This window comes from Micromonospora sp. C28SCA-DRY-2, from assembly GCF_030519475.1.
Classification (GTDB): domain Bacteria; phylum Actinomycetota; class Actinomycetes; order Mycobacteriales; family Micromonosporaceae; genus Micromonospora.
In genome coordinates this window covers 1,247,515-1,263,104 of the sequence record NZ_JAUMKD010000001.1, presented here as the reverse complement: position 1 = coordinate 1,263,104, position 15,590 = coordinate 1,247,515, and the positions used below count along the sequence as shown (strand labels likewise).

The following is a 15,590-nucleotide window of genomic DNA, read 5'->3' as shown; positions in this document are numbered from 1 at the left end:
CGACAGCGGCCGGGTGAGGGCCGGCCCGATCAGCGAAAACGAGGGACAGGGCCCGGTGCGGTATCGGCGATCGTGAGCGTGCGCGGGGCAGGATGGCCGGTGGGAGCCGCCGGTGTGGGGGACGCCGGGTGACGTGCACGCAGCGCACAGGGCCCGGGCGTAGCCGAGCCGCGGGCCGGAGGGAGGCGACGCGGTGAGCGACGAGTTCGACGTGGTGGTGGTCGGGGCCGGCCCGGCCGGGTCGGCCGCCGCCCTGGCGGCCCGCCGCCGAGGCGCGCGGGTGCTGCTGCTGGACCGGGCCGACTTCCCGCGGGACAAGGCGTGCGGGGACGGCGTCGCCGCGCACGCGCTGGACGTGCTCGCCGAACTCGGGGTGCCCGACGCGGTCGCCGGGTACCCGCCGCTGCCGGCGTTGCGGCTGATCGGCCCGGGCGGCGGCGCGGTGGCCCGGGCGCTGCCCCGGCCCGCGTACACGGTGCCCCGGGCGGTCTTCGACGCCCGGCTGGTGGCGGCGGCGGTGACGGCCGGCGCGCGGCTGCGCCGCCACGCGGTGCGCCGGGTCGAGGTCCGCGCCGACCGGGTGGTGCTCGACGGCGAACTGTCCGCGCGGGCCGTGGTGGGGGCGGACGGCGCCGGGTCGGTGGTGCGGCGGGCGCTGGGCCACCCGGTGAACCCCGACCGGCACCTGGCGCTGGCCATCCGGGGGTACGCCCCGGCGCTGCCCGGCCCGCCCGAGCAGCTCATCGTCACCTCGGCGCCGCGCTGGCCGGCGTACGCCTGGTCGTTCCCGATCGGCGACGGCCGGGCGAACGTCGGGTACGGGGAGGTGTTGCGCGGCGAGCCGCTGACCCGCGCCCACCTGCTCGACCGGCTCGGCGCGCTGCTGCCCGGGACGGACCCGGCCACGGTCGGTGACCTGCGCGCCCACCACCTGCCGCTGTCCACCCACCGCCCGCCGCCCGGCCGGGGCCGGGTGGTGCTCGCCGGCGACGCGCTCTCGCTGATCAACCCGTTCACCGGCGAGGGGATCTTCTACGCCCTGCTCTCCGGCGCGCTGGCCGGCGCGGCGGCGGCCGGCGCGCCCGAGCAGGCCGGCCGCCGGTACGCCGCCGCGCTGCGCCGCCGCCTCGGCACCCACCTGCGGCACAGTTCGGTCGCGGCCTGGCTGGCCCGGCGGCGGCGGGTGGTCGACGCGGCGGTCCGCGCGGCTCGCCGCGACGACCGGACCTACCGGGCCATCGTCGAGCTGGGGCTGGGCGACGGCCGGCTGGACGCGCGGACGCTGGGCATGATCGGCATCGGTCTGTCGGCGTGGGAACGGGCTCCGGGGCCGTGATCGGCCCGGCAGGTCGCTACGCTGCAAGGTGATGACGCTGCGGAACCTTCTCTACTCCGTGTACGAGCGCCGGCTGACGGCGAAGCTCGCGGGCAAGCCGGTGCCCCGGCACGTCGGCGTGATGTGCGACGGCAACCGTCGGTGGGCCAAGGAGATGGGCTTCGTCGACCCGAACGACGGGCACCGGGTCGGCGCCGCCAAGATCAAGCACGTGCTGGGCTGGTGTGACCAGGCCGGCATCGCGCACGTCACGCTCTATCTGCTCGCCACCGACAACCTGCGCCGGCCGGCCAGCGAGCTGGACCCGCTGCTTGAGATCATCGAGCGCCTGGTCGTCGAGCTGGCCGAAGAGGGCAACCCCTGGCGGCTGCGCATGGTCGGCGCGCTCGACGTGCTCCCGGCGCAGACCGCCGCCTCGCTCAAGGCGGCCGAGGAACGCACCCGGGAGCGCAGCGGCGGAGCCGAGGTCAACATCGCGGTCGGCTACGGCGGCCGGCGGGAGATCACCGACGCGGTGCGCTCGCTGCTGCTGGAGCACGCCGCCGCCGGCGGCACCATCGAGGAGCTGGCCGAGGTGCTGGACGTCGAGCACATCGCCGAGCACCTCTACACCCGCGGCCAGCCCGACCCCGACCTGGTCATCCGCACCAGCGGCGAGCAGCGCCTCTCCGACTTCATGCTCTGGCAGTCGGCGCACTCCGAGTTCTACTTCTGCGAACTCAACTGGCCCGACTTCCGGCACATCGACTTCCTCCGCGCCCTGCGCTCGTACGCCAACCGCCAGCGCCGCTACGGCGCCTGACCGCCGGGCTGCACTCGGGGCGCCGGCGGCGCGGCGTGGTCAGCGGAGGTGGTGGGCGGCCTGGGTGAGGAAGTCGCCCAGGGCGGCGGGGGAGTCGATGGTGAGGTCGGCCGCTGAGGCCACCTCGTCGCCGGTCTCCGGGTTCGCCACGGCGACGCAGACGCCGTAGAACGCCGGGTCGGCGGCGACCCGGGCGCGCAGCGCCGCGAACGCCTTGATGTCGGAGACGTCGTCGCCGAAGTACCAGGCCGCTCCGGCGTCCCGGATCACCTCGCCGATCACCAGCCCCTTGTCCCGGTCGACCGGGGGCTTGAGCTCCAGCACCATCCGGCCGGCCTGCATCCGCAGCCCGAGCCGCTCGGCCTGGGCCCGGCCCCACTCCTCGACGGCGGCGGCGAGCTGGGGTGCGGTGCGGTAGTGCAGCGCCACGGAGAGCCGCTTGTACTCGACCAGGGCGCCGGGCGGCAGCTCCGCCCGGGCCAGGTCGGCCAGGTCGGCCATGGTCGGCACCCAGGGCAGCGCGGCCGGCTCGGTCACCGTCTCGCCACCGGAGTGGCTGTGCTCCAGCCCGTAGAGGCCGTACAGGTCCACGCCGGTGAGCCCGCCGAAGTGGTCACGGAGGAACTCGACCGGCCGGGCGGAGACGATCGCGATCCGCCGGACCGCCGGCGCGAGCGCCTCGATCGCCTCGAGCACCTTCGGCGCCGGCCGCACCGCGGTCGGGTCGTCGCCCACCGGGGCGAGGGTGCCGTCGAAGTCGAAGAAGAGCACGGTCTCGGCCGCCCGGGGCGCGGTCGTCCGCCACGCCTGGTCGACGTCCAACGGGGTCCTCGGCTGCTGGTTGCCCAGATTCAACGGCGGCACGCGCGACAGCGTACCCCGGCTCCGAGGGGTCATTCCTCGGCCGGAAAGGCGGCCTGGCGCGGGAGGTCAGCCTTCGGCGGCTCCCCGTCCCCGGCGTCCGAACGGCACGACCGCCGCGTCCTGGCCGTGGCTGAGCAGGTAGCCCTCCACGAAGCCGGTGTTGCGGTCGCCGGTGTGGGCCTCAATCTCGTTGAGTCGCGCCACCATGAACTCGGTGAGCGCGCTGACCCGGTCGTTCAGCCGGTCGTGCAGCTCGGCGACGACGGCCAGGACGACCGCGGTGCCGGCGGTGGTGAGCGCGAAGAGATTGACGAGCAGGGGAAGCTGCCCGCCGTCGACCGCGAGGGTCACCGCGTTCCCGGTCGCGCACAGTGTCAGCGACACGGTGGCCACTACGACTGCCAACCATTTCAGGGTCATGGACAGACCCCTCCTTCTGTCCCGCAGGGCTGGGTTCGGCCTTGTCCCGTCCCCCCGCCGACGACGAGCCCAAGCAGTACGAATAGGGACGCTAGCGCGCCCGTTCCGGCCCCGGAGCGAAACGAATGAGTCTGACCTGCTGTTCTTTCGCCATCTGAGGAACTAGCCGGCTTGTTTACCTCGCTTTCGGACATCGACCGGCAGGGTTGGGCGGTATGCGAGGTAACGGATGGTCTCTCGAATGTGGAACTTCTCCGCGTCGGAAACGTTGGGGTCGACCAGCCGGCGCAGCAGCGCCTCGACGTCCGGGTCCATCGGCGGGGGCGTCGGGGTGCTCCGCGGCCGGGCGGCCCGGTCCCAGCCCAGTGCGGCGAACGCGGTGGCCGGATCGAGGCCGAGCCCTTCGCAGAAGGCGACCACGCGTTCCGCCTCGGGGTCGCTGGCCCAGTCGCCGCGTACCCAGCGGTTGATGGTCTGTCGGGAGACTCCGGTGCGTCGGGAGACCTCGGTGCCGCTCCAGGCCCGGGTGGCGCGCGCCTCGTCGAGCGCGCGGCGGACGAAGGTGGCGAAGGCGATCTTCCGTGCGTTGGCCGTCTCGGTCACGTCGCGACGGTACGGCCAGTTCGTCGTCGACGGGCGCCCCGGCACGCTCCTGTCACGCTGACGTGACGGGATCTTCGGATTCCCCGTTAACGATCCAGTGCGCTTTTCGAGGGGTGTCACGCGGGCAGAATAGATGCCCGTAGGTGCGGGGGTAAACGGACGAAAAGCTGATACTGTCACGCTCATGAGACAACCTACGGTGTGTCACGTGCTTGAGACGATCAGTGCTCACATGCGTCACGCCCCCGGCGCGAGGGGGGTGTGGTGACCGAGCTCGCTACCCGTGCCCAGGCATTCGCCCTGATCGCCGACGGGGTGGCCGCGGGCCTCAGCGCGCCGTGGCGGCTCTATCTCGCCCGAGGCTGCCGGTTCCTCTCCCTCAGCGTCGCCGACCGGGCCGAGTGGAACGCGTGGCGCACCCATCTCGGCTGCCCCGAACTCAGCGTCCGGGTCTACGACGCCGGCGGCGAGATCCGCCGTTCGTCGGTGGCCGAGGTGGTCCTCGACGGCTGCCGGATCAGTGTCGAGCTGGTCGAGGAGGTCAGCACGGACGACCTGGACCGGCTCCTGGTGGTCGACCCCACCTCGGTCGAGCCGGAGGAGCGATGACCCGGTACCCCCGACCGACCGGAGCCGCCCGATGAGCCCCTTCCTCGCGGTCTTCCTCGTCCTCCTGCTCGGCTCGACCAGCTATGCGGCCGGGCGGCTGCACGGTCAGCTCAGCTACCGGATCGGCTACCGGTTCGGCTACCGGCAGGGCTACTTCGACGGCGACCGGGGCGCCTGGAACCGCCGGCGCCGCGACGCCCAGGCGGCCATCGCCTCCGCGCTGTCCACCCCGCCGCCGACCACCCGGGTCAGCGCCACGGTGGTCCGTCCGGGCACCACGTACACCGGCTCGTCGTTCTCGGCGCCGGCCGCCCCGGTCACCGGGCGGCACCCGACCGGCACCCTCGTCCGACGGACCGGCTGAGCCCGGTCGACGGGGTACCCGAGAGCCCCGCCGGCCGGACCCAGGGCACGGTGCGTCGTCCGCGGCGGACACGCACCGTCGGGACCACGTCAGACCGGTGACGGTGGTCCCCGCCGGCCGGGATGCGCGCAGGGGGCATGCATCCCGGCCGGTTCCGCCGCGCCCGAGAACGGCTCCGAGCCGGGGTCACACGTCGTTGACGGGAGCGTTACCAGAGATCCACGATCGCCCTCTAGCCGGGACGGTCGCGCGCGGCTAGCGTCTAGGCATGGCACGGGGTTGTCCCGGGCCAGCCGGCCAGCCCGGACCTGCGACCTCGCACACGGGGCCCGCATCCGACCCCGTGTCCCCGGGCACCGGACGAGGCGGAACGCGGGTGGCCGGGTGCCCATCCGCCGGAGCAGGCCTGTGACGACTCGCCGTACGACCGCCGGTGTCGACCAGACCCCGGCCGCGACTGCCACGACCCGCCGCGCCACCCGGAGCCGCCGTACGGCGGCCGCCGCGCCGGCCGATCCCGAGGAGCCCCGACCAGGCGGCCAGGCCTTCGTCCTGGACACCTCGGTACTGCTCTCCGACCCGGCGGCCTTCCACCGCTTCGCCGAGCACGAGGTGGTGCTGCCGCTGGTGGTGATCTCGGAGCTGGAGGGCAAGCGGCACCACCCGGAGCTGGGTTGGTTCGCCCGGCAGTCCCTGCGCATGCTGGACGAGCTGCGGGTGCGGCATGGCCGGCTGGACCGGCCGGTGCCCGCCAACGACGCCGGCGGCACGCTGCGCGTCGAGCTGAACCACACCGACGACGGGGTGCTGCCGCCCGGCTTCCGCAACGAGAGCAACGACGCCCGGATCCTCTCCGTGGCGCTGAACCTGGCTGCCGAGGGGCGCGAGGTCACCCTGGTCAGCAAGGACATGCCGCTGCGGGTCAAGGCCGCCTCGGTCGGCCTGCGCGCCGACGAGTACCGGCACGGCCAGGCCAGCGACCCGACCTGGACCGGGATGTCCGAACTGGAGCTGGCCGAGGAGGAGATCGGCCGCCTCTACGCCGGTGAGACGCTCGACCTGGACGGCGCCGCCGGCCTGCCCTGCCACACCGGCCTGGTGCTGCAGTCGGCCCGGGGCTCCGCGCTCGCTCGGGTGCTGCCCGACAAGACGGTCCGGCTGGTCCGCGGCGACCGGGAGGCGTTCGGCGTGCACGGCCGCTCGGCCGAGCAGCGGATCGCTCTCGACCTGCTGCTGGACGAGTCGATCGGGATCGTGTCGCTGGGTGGCCGGGCCGGCACCGGCAAGTCGGCGCTCGCGCTCTGCGCCGGACTGGAGGCGGTGATGGAACGCCGCCGGCACCGGAAGGTGATCGTCTTCCGGCCGCTGTACGCGGTCGGCGGGCAGGAACTGGGCTACCTGCCCGGATCGGAGTCGGAGAAGATGTCGCCCTGGGCGCAGGCGGTCTTCGACACCCTCGGCTCGGTGGTGCACGAGAACGTGCTGGAGGAGGTCACCTCGCGCGGCCTGCTGGAGGTGCTGCCGCTGACCCACATCCGGGGCCGCAGCCTGCACGACGCCTTCGTCATCGTGGACGAGGCGCAGTCGCTGGAGCGCGGGGTGCTGCTGACCGTGCTGTCCCGGATCGGCCAGGGCTCTCGGGTGGTGCTCACCCACGACGTCGCCCAGCGGGACAACCTCCGGGTCGGTCGGCACGACGGCGTGACCGCCGTCATCGAGGCCCTGAAGGGCCATCCGCTCTTCGCCCACGTCACGCTCAGCCGTTCGGAGCGTTCTCCGATCGCCGCGATGGTGACGGATCTGCTGGAGGACATCCCGACCTGACGACCGTTTCCTGGGCGTTTGTCCGCATTTTCGTAGTGGTGCAAGTCACAATTGAGGCTCTTGGTTTCCCATCAGCCTCACTGTGCGCGATGGTGTCCCACGAGCGCCCAGGTACCGGGAAGATCGTTGGTGATCGTTCGTCACACGGCGGACGGCCCCGGCGGTGCGGCCCGGCGAGCCGGTCGTCACCGGCCCAGGGCCGCCGGCGCTCACGGCGTGGACCGCCCGGCCAGGGCGTCCTCCGTGCCGTGTCCTTGCACCCGACGAAGGGACCACTTCGTGAGTCGGCTGTGGAGCCGGTTCGGCGCCCGCACGGCCGCTGTCGCGCTGCTCTCCGTGGGCGTTGCCGGCGGTTTCTACCTGGGCGAAGACCGGGAGACCCAGCAGCAGGGCCTGACCGCGCAGGCTTCAGTCGCGGTCGAGCAGGCCGAGTTCGACTACCAGCGCGAGCGGCACGCCGCCCACCAGCTGGAATCCGCCAAGCAGCGGGCCGCCGAGTACCAGGCCAAGCTGCGCGCGGAGGCGGCCGCCAAGGAGGCCGCCCGGCGGGCCCGCGAGGCCGAGGCCGCCGCGGCGTCGCGGAAGAAGGCGCGGGAAGAGGCGGAGCGCAAGGCGGCCGAGAGCAAGCCGTACGACGGGCCGATCCCGGCGTCCTGCGCCGAGTTCAGCGGCAACCGGAAGGTCGGGTGCGCGCTGATGCTCGATGCGGGCTTCGCGATCGACCAGTTCCCCTGCCTGAACAAGCTCTGGGACAAGGAGAGCGGCTGGAACCACAAGGCCCGCAACTCCTCCTCCGGGGCGTACGGCATCCCGCAGGCGCTGCCGGGCAGCAAGATGGGTTCGGTCGCCGACGACTGGCAGACCAACCCGGCCACCCAGATCAAGTGGGGCCTCGGTTACATCGAGGGCCGTTACGGCACGCCCTGCAAGGCGTGGGCCCACTCCCAGGACGTGGGCTGGTACTGATCGCGGCGACCATTCCGGCGCGGCGGGCCTGACCCCGCGCCGCGATGTCCGGAACGGCCGGCGGGGCGGGTGGCGTGCCACCCGCCCCGCCGCCGTCGCGGATCGCCGATCCGGGCCCTGAGTGGCGGCGGCCGGCGATTGCTGATAGCCATTGGAGGGTGACCCTGCTCCCCGGAAGCGGCGACCCGCACCGGTTCGGCACCGAGGCGTTCTACGCCGCGCTCGGCCGGGCCTTCGTCGCCATGTGCGCCGTGGTGCCGTTCCTGTTCCTCGTCGAGGCCGCCGACCAGGGCCTGGCCTTCGGGTTGGACGCCGCCGCCGGGATCATCCCGCAGCGCATCGACGGGCTGGACGGGGTCTTCTTCTCGCCGTTCCTGCACCACGGCTTCGACCACCTCTACAGCAACAGCATCCCGCTGATCCTGCTCGGCACCTTCGTGCTGGCCGCGGGCGCCCGCCGGTTCCTCTGGTCCACCCTGGTGATCGTGCTGGTCAGCGGGCTCGGGGTGTGGTTCACCGGCTCGTCCAACTCGGTGGTGGTGGGCGCCAGCGGGGTCATCTTCGGCTACCTGGGCATCCTGCTCACCCGGGGCATCGTCGAGCGGAGCTGGTGGAACTTCGCTGTCGTCCTGCTGGTCGGCCTCCTCTACGGCTGGCAGCTGGTCGGCATCCTGCCCACCGACGACCGGATCTCCTGGCAGGGGCACCTGTTCGGGCTGCTCGGCGGGGTGGTGGCCGCGATCGTCTTCCGGCGCCGCCGCCCCGACCTCGGCGGCCCCTACCACTCCGAGTCCTCGCTCACCCTGCCCTGACCAGGCCACCGGCGTCGCCCGCGGCGCGGTGGGACGTGCTTGCCCGGGCCCGCCGCCGGCCCTACCGTCGGGATCAGCACGCGTAGATCCGTGAGCGGAAAGCGACGGTACGCCCATGCGCGAGGTCGATGTCGCGGTGATCGGGGCCGGCCCGGCCGGGCTGTTCGCGGCGTACTACGCCGGGTTCCGCGGGCTGTCCGTCGCGGTGGTCGACGCACTGCCCGAGCCCGGCGGGCAGATCACCGCCATGTACCCGGAGAAGCTGATCCACGACGTGGCCGGCTTCCCGTCGATCAAGGGGCGCGACCTGGTGGCGAACCTGGTCGCCCAGGCCGCCCCGTTCGACCCGCTCTACCTGCTCGGCGCCCGGGCCGAGAAGCTCGGCTACGCCGGCGAGCGCCCGGTGCTCGGGCTGGCCGGTGGCGAGCAGGTGAGCTGCGGCGCGGTCATCATCACCGGCGGGCTGGGCAGCTTCACGCCCCGCCCGCTGCCGGTCGCCGAGCACTTCGTCGGCGCCGGGATCGTCTACTTCGTCCCGCAGCCGGCCGAGCTGGCCGACCGGGACGTGCTGATCGTCGGCGGCGGCGACTCGGCGTTCGACTGGGCGGCCACCCTCCAGCCGCTGGCCCGGTCGGTGACCCTGGTGCACCGGCGGGAGAAGTTCCGGGCGCACGCCGCCACTGTCGCCCGGGTGCTGGCCATGCCGGTGCGGGTGGTGGTCAACGCCGAGGTGACCCGGCTGCACGGCGACGGCTCGGTGACCGGCGCCGAGATCACCGTACGCGGCGGCGCCGCCGAGACCCTGCCGGTGGACACCGTGATCGCGGCGCTCGGCTTCACCGCCGACCTCGGGCCGCTCGCCGAGTGGGGACTGCGGCTGGACCGCCGGCACATCGTGGTCGACAGCGCGATGGCGACCAACCTGCCCCGGATCTTCGCGGCCGGCGACATCACCGAGTACCCGGGCAAGGTGCGGCTGATCGCGACCGGCTTCGGGGAGGCCGCCACCGCGGTGAACAACGCGGCGGTGGCCATCGACCCGAGCGCCCACCTCTTCCCCGGGCACTCCTCCGACGGCACCTGACGCAGCGGTACCGGATGCTGGCCCGGTCGTGGCCGGATCGAGATCCGTTGCTGCGACCGTGGGCCGATGAGCGACCCGAACCCGCAGCGTGACGGCGCGCCGGCGACCCTGGCCTGGCTGGGCCATCCGACGACGGTCGCCGCCCTGGTCCTCCTCGTGGTCAACGACCACCTGCTCAAGCCGGCCTTCCCGGGCCTGCTGACCGGGAAGCTCAGCGACGTCGCCGGACTGGTCCTCGCGCCGCCGCTGGTCGCGGTGCTGCTCACCCTGCTGGCGCCGCGACTGCCGGCCCGAACCGCCGCCGTGGCCGGGCTCGGTCTCGTCGCCGCCAGCTTCACCGCTGTCAAGTCCAGCGGGTACGTCGCCGCCGGCGCGTCGGCCCTCCGTGGCCCCGACGGGACCTGGCAGCGGGTCGGCTTCGTCGGCGCGCAGGTGAGCGGGCATCCGTTCGACGGACGCCCTCCGACGCTCGGCCGGAGCACTCCCGCCGACCGGGGCGGGGATCCGCTCCGGGCCGCGATGTTCGGGCTCACCCTGGGCGTCGCGGTGCTCCTCCTGTCCGCCGCGCGGGCCGGGCGTCGCGCCGGATACGGTCCGTGGCTGCCCGTCTGCCTGGCCTCGCTCGGCGCCATCGCCGCGACCCTGCTGGCCGCGGTGTGGCTGGACCAGTCCGTCACCGCGATCGCGGCGTTGCTCGCCCTCCTCGTGGCGCTACTGGCCGGGATGCTGTTCGCGCTGGTACCGCTCTGGAGCCGGGGCGCACCCGGCCGGTGGAGCCTGGAGGTGCTGCTGGCCGGCGCCGTCGCCGTGGCCCTGGCCGCGCTGCCGTTGACGGGATGGCTCTACGGCCGGCCGGCGTACGCCCGGGTGGCGGTGTTGCTGGCGGTGCTGGCCGCCGGGCCGGGACTGGTGCTGGGATGGCGGGCGGCACGGTTGGTCGGCGCCGGCAGCCCGGATGATCCTGACCCGCCCTGGCCTGCACCGCGCCCCGCCGGCCCCGCGCCCGGTGTGCCGGACGGCGGCCGGGTCAAGCCGGACGCGGGAGGCCGATGAGGTCGGCCATCAGCGCGATCTGGTGGTCGAAGTAGTGGTCCCGGTGCGGGAGCGCGCGGTTGATCCGGCCGAACAGCTCGAAGCTGATCAGCCCGAAGAGCTGGGTCCAGCCGGCCATGCCGCGGGCCAGCAGCGCCTCGGGCAGGCCGCCACCGAGCTGCGCGGCCAGCTCCGCCAGGTCGGCGCGGAGCGGCCCGGCCGGCTCGGTGGCCGGCGGCGGCTCAATCCGGCCGGCGGCGAACCCGTCGCGCAGGATGCCGATCAGGGTCAGCGGCGGCCGCTGGGCCGGCCCGATGGTGGCGTCCGGGGCGGCGTAGCCGGGCACCGGGCTGCCGTAGAGCAGCGCGTACTCGGCGGGATGGGCGAGCCCCCAGCCGCGGGCCGCGCGGCAGACCGCGTGCCAGCGCCCGCGCAGGTCGGCGCGGTCGCGGTCGGCGTCCGCGGCCTCCACCGCGCTGCCCAGCGCGTCGTACGCCTCGATGATCAGCGCGGTGAGCAGCTCGTCCCGACTGGGGAAGTAGCGGTAGATCGCCGACGAGACCATGCCCATGTCACGGGCCACCGCCCGCAGGGAGAGGTTGGCGCCGTCGGTGGCCAGGTGCCGCCGGGCCACCGCCTTGATCTCGTCGATCATCTCGGCGCGGACCCGGGCGCGGATCGAGGACGCGGACATGCGTTCACCCTGCCATGGAGAGAGCGCGTATCAAAATCGAGAGCACTGCTCTTGACGCGGCCCGGCCGGCGGGGGCATGCTGGTGCTCAACCGAGAGCAGTGCTCTCAAAACGTATGACCGCTCTGGAGAGTGAATCCTGATGGCACTGCATGTGATCGTCGGCGCCGGCCCCGTCGGCTCGGCCACCGCCCGACTCCTGGCCGACCGGGGCGAGCGGGTGCGGCTGGTGACCCGCCGCGGTGGGGGGCCGGAGCACCCGGGCGTCGAGCGGGTAGCGGCGGACGCCACGGACGCCGAGCGGCTGGCCGAGCTGACCACCGGCGCGGTGGCGCTCTACAACTGCGCGAACCCGGCCTACCACCGGTGGACCACGGACTGGCCGCCGCTGGCCGGCGCGCTGCTCACCGCCGCCGAGCGCGGCGGCGCGGTGCTCGCCACGGTCGGCAACCACTACGGCTACGGCCCGGTCGACGCGCCGATGACCGAGTCGACGCCGCTGCGGCCGAACAGCGTGAAGGGCCAGGTCCGGGTGCGGATGTGGACGGACGCGCTGGCCGCCCACCGGGCCGGCCGGGTCCGGGTCACCGAGGTGCGGGGCTCCGACTACCTGGGCGCCGGCGCGCAGTCGCTGGTGACCATGCTGGTGCTGCCCCGGGTGGCGGCCGGCCGGCGGGCGCTGGTGCCGGCCGACCTGGACGCGCCGCACAGCTGGACGTACGTCGGTGACGTGGCCCGGACGCTGGTCGCGGTGGCCGGTGACGAGCGCGGCTGGGGCCGCCCCTGGCACGTGCCGTCACCGCCGGCGGTCTCGATCCGGGAACTGGCCACCCGGGCGGCGACCCTGGCCGGCGCGCCGGCCCCGCGGTTGACCCGGATGCCCGGCCCGGTGCTCTGGCTCGGCGGGCTGTTCGACCCGACCGCGAAGGAGATGCGCGAGGTGGCCTACCAGTTCGAGCGGCCGTTCCTGCTCGACTCCACGGCCACCACGGCGACCTTCGGCATCGACCCCACACCGCTCGACGAGGCGCTCGCCGCCACCCTGCCCGCCCCGGCCCGGGTCACCGGCTGACCCACCGGCGTTCGTCCCGGGTGACGCCCGGCCGTCGGTCGCCGGCCCCACCCGCTCAGCGGATGGCGGGGCGGCGCACGGGTGGGCCCACGGCGGCCACCACCACCGCGACCAGGGTCAGCGCCGCGCCCAGCAGCGTGGCCGGGCCGGGGTGCGAGGCCGCGGTGGGCAGCACCAGGTCGACCAGCACGGCGCCGACCACCTGGCCGGCGATGGTGGCCAGGCCGAGCAGCAGCACGCCGGTGAACCGGACGATCGCGGCGGCGAGCGCGATGAACACGATGCCGATCGGGCCGCCCAGGTAGAGCCAGGGCTCGCTGGGCAGCCCGCCCGTCGGGCGGCCGCGTACCGCCAGGTCGACGGCGAACGTGACGAGCAGGGCCAGCGTGCCGGCGGTGAAGTTGACCAGCGTGGCGGTCAGCGCGCTGCCGGTGGCCACCCGTACCCGGCCGTTGACCGCCTGCTGCCAGGCGATGGCCACCCCGGCGAGCAGCGGCAGCACGGCCAGCGCCAGCGCGGCCGGGTCGCCGAACCGGTCGCCGACGGCGAGCAGCACGGCGACCACGGTCAGCCCGGCGCCGGCCAGCCGCTGGCCGGTGACCGGTTGCCGGCCGGCCGGGCCGACCCCGGCGCGGTCCACGGCCAGGCTGCTCGCCGACTGGCCGGCGACCACCGCCACGGTGAAGACCGCCACACCGAGCGCGCCGATGGTCAGCCCCTGGCTGGCCACGAGGAACGCGCCGCAGACGCCGCCCAGGCACTGCACCGGCCGCAGCTCGCCGGCGGCCAGCGCGCGGCGCAGGGCGGCCAGCCCCCGCCGCCCGGTCGGCGTCGCGGGCACCAGCACCAGCAGCACCAGCAGGCCCAGCCCGAAGGAGACCACCGCGGCGGCGATCCCGTCGGCCAGCCGTACGCCCAACTCGCCGTTGATCCGGGACTGCACGGCCACGGCGACCCCGGAGGCGATCGCCAAGCCCACCCCGACGATCCGGCGGGTCGCCGGCGGGACGGGTCGGACCGTCGTCCCGGCGGCGCTCACTCCTGCTCGGCCAGCGGACGGCCGTCGAAGTCGACGGCCGAGTAGAGCGCCAGCTTCTCCAGCCGGTGGTACGAGTCGATCACCCGGATGGTGCCGCTCTTGGAGCGCATCACGATCGACTGGGTGTACGCCCCACCGGCCTTGTAGCGGACCCCGCGCAGCAGGTCGCCGGAGGTGACGCCGGTGGCCACGAAGAAGCAGTTGTCCCCGGTGACCAGGTCGTCGGTGGTGAGCACCCGGTCCAGGTCGTGCCCGGCGGCGAGCGCCTTCTCCCGCTCCTCGTCGTCGCGCGGCCAGAGCTTGGCCTGCATCGCCCCGCCCATGCACTTGAGCGCGCAGGCGGCGGTGATCCCCTCCGGCGTACCGCCGATGCCCATCAGCACGTCGACGTCCGACTCGCCGCGGGCGGCGGCGATGGCGCCCGCGATGTCCCCGTCGGAGATGAACCGGATGCCGGCGCCGGTCCGGCGGATCTGGGCGACCAGGTCGTCGTGCCGGGACCGGTCGAGCACGCAGACCGTCACCTCGGAGACGTCGGTGCCCTTGACCTTGGCGATCCGGCGCAGGTTCTCGGCCACCCCGGCGTTGATGTCCACCACGTCGGCGTAGACCGGGCCGACGGCGAGCTTCTCCATGTAGAAGACCGCGCTGGGGTCGAACATCGCCCCCCGCTCGGCGACCGCGAGCACCGCCAGGGCGTTCGGCATGCCCTTGCTCATCAGGGTGGTGCCGTCGATCGGGTCGACCGCGACGTCCACCTCCGGGCCGGTGCCGTCGCCGACCTCCTCGCCGTTGAACAGCATCGGCGCGTTGTCCTTCTCGCCCTCGCCGATCACCACCACGCCCCGCATCGGGATCGAGTTGATCAGCTTGCGCATCGCGTCGACGGCGGCCCCGTCGCCGCCCTCCTTGTCGCCCCGGCCGACCCACCGGCCGGCCGCCATCGCCGCGGCTTCGGTGACCCGGACCAGGTCGAGGGCAAGGTTGCGGTCGAGATCCTGTGGGATCCGCGTCCTGGTGTTCGTCATGACGGCTCCTCCTCGCGACGGTGCGGGGTGGGCCGGCAGCATTCGGTGTCGCGGCTGCCGGTTTGTCGCTGATCCTCACACGATGGCCGACCCGACGCCGGGGCGGGGCGGTGATGGCCCGGATACCGCCGGTCGGGCGGTGCGGGAAGATGGCACGGTGGAACCCGCACAGCCTGCCGATCGCGTACCCGCCGACTCGACTCCGCCGGAGGGCCACCCGCCGGTGCCGGAGGGCGCCCGACCGCCCGTTGCCCCGGCCGCCGAGCCGGCCCTGGTCGAGCCCGGCCCGGCCGCCCGCGTACCCGGCGAAGGGGCCGGCGGCGCCGAGGTCGACGGCGCCGCGGAGACCGGGGAGGTGCCCGCCCCGCCGCCGCGGGTGGACGCGGGCAAGTCCGAGCGGTCACCCAAGGACATGGCCATCTCGCTGTTGGTGCTGCTGATCCCGATCGCCCTGCTGCTCGCCTTCTACCGGGGCTTCCTCGGCGGCGACGAGCCGATCACCGTCGATCCGGCGCCGGCCGTCGAGTCGGCCCGGGCGGCCAACGCGTTCCCGGTGGCTGTTCCGGCCGACCTGGGCGACGGCTGGCGGACGGTCAGCGCCAACTTCCAGACCGTCGAGGGCGGGTCGACGCTGCGCCTGGGCTACCTCACCCCGGAGGGTCGGGGCGCCCAGCTGGTGCAGAGCAACGTGCCGGCGGAGCGGCTGCTGCCGACCGAGCTGACCGACCAGGGCCAGCCGCAGGGGCAGACCGACCTGGGCGGGCGCACCTGGCAGCGGTACACCGCCCGGGGCAACGAGCAGGCGCTGGTGCTGCTGGAGCCGAACCGGACGGTGATCGTGGTGGGTGACGCCCGGGACAACGAACTGCGCCACCTCGCCACCTCGCTGCGCTGAGGAGCGCCGGCCGACCCCGCCATCGACGACCACTTGTGCGCCCCGGTGGCCCCCACGAGGTCGGTCGGGTCGGTTAGGCTGCCCCGGCTCACCGCCCCGGCCCGGTCCGACCAGCCGGTGGGGTGACCATCACCGTGCCCGCCGACTC

General features: G+C 74.2%; 17 protein-coding genes. 11 read left to right on the top strand and 6 right to left on the bottom strand.

Annotation, left to right across the window (positions count from 1 at the left end):
• Positions 1-193: 193 nt before the first annotated feature.
• Together Q3W71_RS05830 and Q3W71_RS05825 are read left to right on the top strand one after the other, a co-directional pair.
• Positions 194-1,336, top strand: a complete 1,143-nt coding sequence (locus Q3W71_RS05830; protein WP_302918233.1) for a geranylgeranyl reductase family protein — start codon at positions 194-196, stop codon at positions 1,334-1,336.
• 31 nt (positions 1,337-1,367) lie between these two features.
• Positions 1,368-2,138 (top strand): isoprenyl transferase, encoded by a 771-nt coding sequence (locus Q3W71_RS05825; protein ID WP_302918232.1) that lies wholly within the window; start codon positions 1,368-1,370, stop codon positions 2,136-2,138.
• Positions 2,139-2,177: 39 nt separating this feature from the next.
• Here Q3W71_RS05825 and otsB read toward each other — a convergent pair whose 3' ends face one another.
• From otsB to Q3W71_RS05810, 3 genes are all read right to left on the bottom strand, one after another.
• The gene (otsB, locus tag Q3W71_RS05820) at positions 2,178-3,002 is read right to left on the bottom strand and encodes a trehalose-phosphatase (RefSeq protein WP_302918231.1); all 825 of its coding nucleotides are present in this window, start codon (positions 3,000-3,002) and stop codon (positions 2,178-2,180) included.
• A 66-nt stretch (positions 3,003-3,068) separates the two neighbouring features.
• Entirely contained in the window at positions 3,069-3,422 is a 354-nt protein-coding gene (locus Q3W71_RS05815) for a hypothetical protein (protein ID WP_302918230.1), read from the bottom strand.
• Positions 3,423-3,584: 162 nt separating this feature from the next.
• Entirely contained in the window at positions 3,585-4,025 is a 441-nt protein-coding gene (locus tag Q3W71_RS05810) for a helix-turn-helix transcriptional regulator (RefSeq protein WP_302918229.1), read from the bottom strand.
• Positions 4,026-4,289: 264 nt separating this feature from the next.
• On the opposite strand from Q3W71_RS05810, the gene Q3W71_RS05805 reads away from it, so the two are divergent.
• From Q3W71_RS05805 to Q3W71_RS05775, 7 genes are all read left to right on the top strand, one after another.
• Positions 4,290-4,634, top strand: a complete 345-nt coding sequence (locus tag Q3W71_RS05805) for a hypothetical protein (RefSeq protein WP_302918228.1) — start codon at positions 4,290-4,292, stop codon at positions 4,632-4,634.
• Between the two features lie 31 nt (positions 4,635-4,665).
• Positions 4,666-4,998, top strand: coding sequence for a hypothetical protein (locus tag Q3W71_RS05800; RefSeq protein WP_088996011.1), 333 nt, complete (start codon positions 4,666-4,668; stop codon positions 4,996-4,998).
• Positions 4,999-5,406: 408 nt separating this feature from the next.
• Positions 5,407-6,822 (top strand): PhoH family protein, encoded by a 1,416-nt coding sequence (locus Q3W71_RS05795; protein ID WP_302918227.1) that lies wholly within the window; start codon positions 5,407-5,409, stop codon positions 6,820-6,822.
• Between the two features lie 279 nt (positions 6,823-7,101).
• The gene (locus Q3W71_RS05790; protein WP_302918226.1) at positions 7,102-7,788 is read left to right on the top strand and encodes a lytic transglycosylase domain-containing protein; all 687 of its coding nucleotides are present in this window, start codon (positions 7,102-7,104) and stop codon (positions 7,786-7,788) included.
• 158 nt (positions 7,789-7,946) lie between these two features.
• Positions 7,947-8,600 carry a rhomboid family intramembrane serine protease gene (locus tag Q3W71_RS05785; protein WP_302918225.1) on the top strand — a complete coding sequence of 218 codons (654 nt, stop codon included), beginning with the start codon at positions 7,947-7,949 and terminating at the stop codon, positions 8,598-8,600.
• Positions 8,601-8,715: 115 nt separating this feature from the next.
• Positions 8,716-9,684, top strand: coding sequence for an NAD(P)/FAD-dependent oxidoreductase (locus Q3W71_RS05780; protein ID WP_302918224.1), 969 nt, complete (start codon positions 8,716-8,718; stop codon positions 9,682-9,684).
• Positions 9,685-9,750: 66 nt separating this feature from the next.
• Positions 9,751-10,737 carry a hypothetical protein gene (locus tag Q3W71_RS05775; RefSeq protein WP_302918223.1) on the top strand — a complete coding sequence of 329 codons (987 nt, stop codon included), beginning with the start codon at positions 9,751-9,753 and terminating at the stop codon, positions 10,735-10,737.
• Here the strand turns inward: Q3W71_RS05775 and Q3W71_RS05770 are convergent.
• The gene (locus Q3W71_RS05770; protein WP_302918222.1) at positions 10,712-11,410 is read right to left on the bottom strand and encodes a TetR/AcrR family transcriptional regulator; all 699 of its coding nucleotides are present in this window, start codon (positions 11,408-11,410) and stop codon (positions 10,712-10,714) included. The two genes, Q3W71_RS05775 and Q3W71_RS05770, sit on opposite strands and share 26 nt — an antisense overlap.
• 140 nt (positions 11,411-11,550) lie before the next feature.
• Here Q3W71_RS05770 and Q3W71_RS05765 point away from each other — a divergent pair, with 140 nt between their 5' ends.
• On the top strand, positions 11,551-12,480 hold the full coding sequence (locus Q3W71_RS05765; protein ID WP_302918221.1) for an NAD-dependent epimerase/dehydratase family protein: 930 nt from the start codon (positions 11,551-11,553) through the stop codon (positions 12,478-12,480).
• Between the two features lie 55 nt (positions 12,481-12,535).
• Here the strand turns inward: Q3W71_RS05765 and Q3W71_RS05760 are convergent, their stop codons facing one another.
• Positions 12,536-13,519 (bottom strand): DMT family transporter, encoded by a 984-nt coding sequence (locus Q3W71_RS05760; RefSeq protein ID WP_302918220.1) that lies wholly within the window; start codon positions 13,517-13,519, stop codon positions 12,536-12,538.
• On the bottom strand, positions 13,516-14,547 hold the full coding sequence (gene glpX, locus Q3W71_RS05755) for a class II fructose-bisphosphatase (protein WP_302918219.1): 1,032 nt from the start codon (positions 14,545-14,547) through the stop codon (positions 13,516-13,518). Before glpX ends, Q3W71_RS05760 begins: the two co-directional genes overlap by 4 nt.
• 157 nt (positions 14,548-14,704) lie before the next feature.
• On the opposite strand from glpX, the gene Q3W71_RS05750 reads away from it, so the two are divergent.
• Positions 14,705-15,442, top strand: coding sequence for a DUF4245 domain-containing protein (locus Q3W71_RS05750; RefSeq protein WP_302918218.1), 738 nt, complete (start codon positions 14,705-14,707; stop codon positions 15,440-15,442).
• The last annotated feature ends 148 nt before the right edge of the window (positions 15,443-15,590 follow it).

Excerpts from the sequence above, each read along its gene's own strand:
- Q3W71_RS05825 (WP_302918232.1), top strand. The coding sequence starts at position 1,368 with ATGACGCTGCGGAACCTTCTCTACTCCGTGTACGAGCGCCGGCTGACG.
- Q3W71_RS05815 (WP_302918230.1), bottom strand. The coding sequence starts at position 3,422 with ATGACCCTGAAATGGTTGGCAGTCGTAGTGGCCACCGTGTCGCTGACA.
- Q3W71_RS05800 (WP_088996011.1), top strand. The coding sequence starts at position 4,666 with ATGAGCCCCTTCCTCGCGGTCTTCCTCGTCCTCCTGCTCGGCTCGACC.
- Q3W71_RS05780 (WP_302918224.1), top strand. The coding sequence starts at position 8,716 with ATGCGCGAGGTCGATGTCGCGGTGATCGGGGCCGGCCCGGCCGGGCTG.
- Q3W71_RS05775 (WP_302918223.1), top strand. The coding sequence starts at position 9,751 with ATGAGCGACCCGAACCCGCAGCGTGACGGCGCGCCGGCGACCCTGGCC.
- Q3W71_RS05770 (WP_302918222.1), bottom strand. The coding sequence starts at position 11,410 with ATGTCCGCGTCCTCGATCCGCGCCCGGGTCCGCGCCGAGATGATCGAC.
- Q3W71_RS05765 (WP_302918221.1), top strand. The coding sequence starts at position 11,551 with ATGGCACTGCATGTGATCGTCGGCGCCGGCCCCGTCGGCTCGGCCACC.
- glpX (WP_302918219.1), bottom strand. The coding sequence starts at position 14,547 with ATGACGAACACCAGGACGCGGATCCCACAGGATCTCGACCGCAACCTT.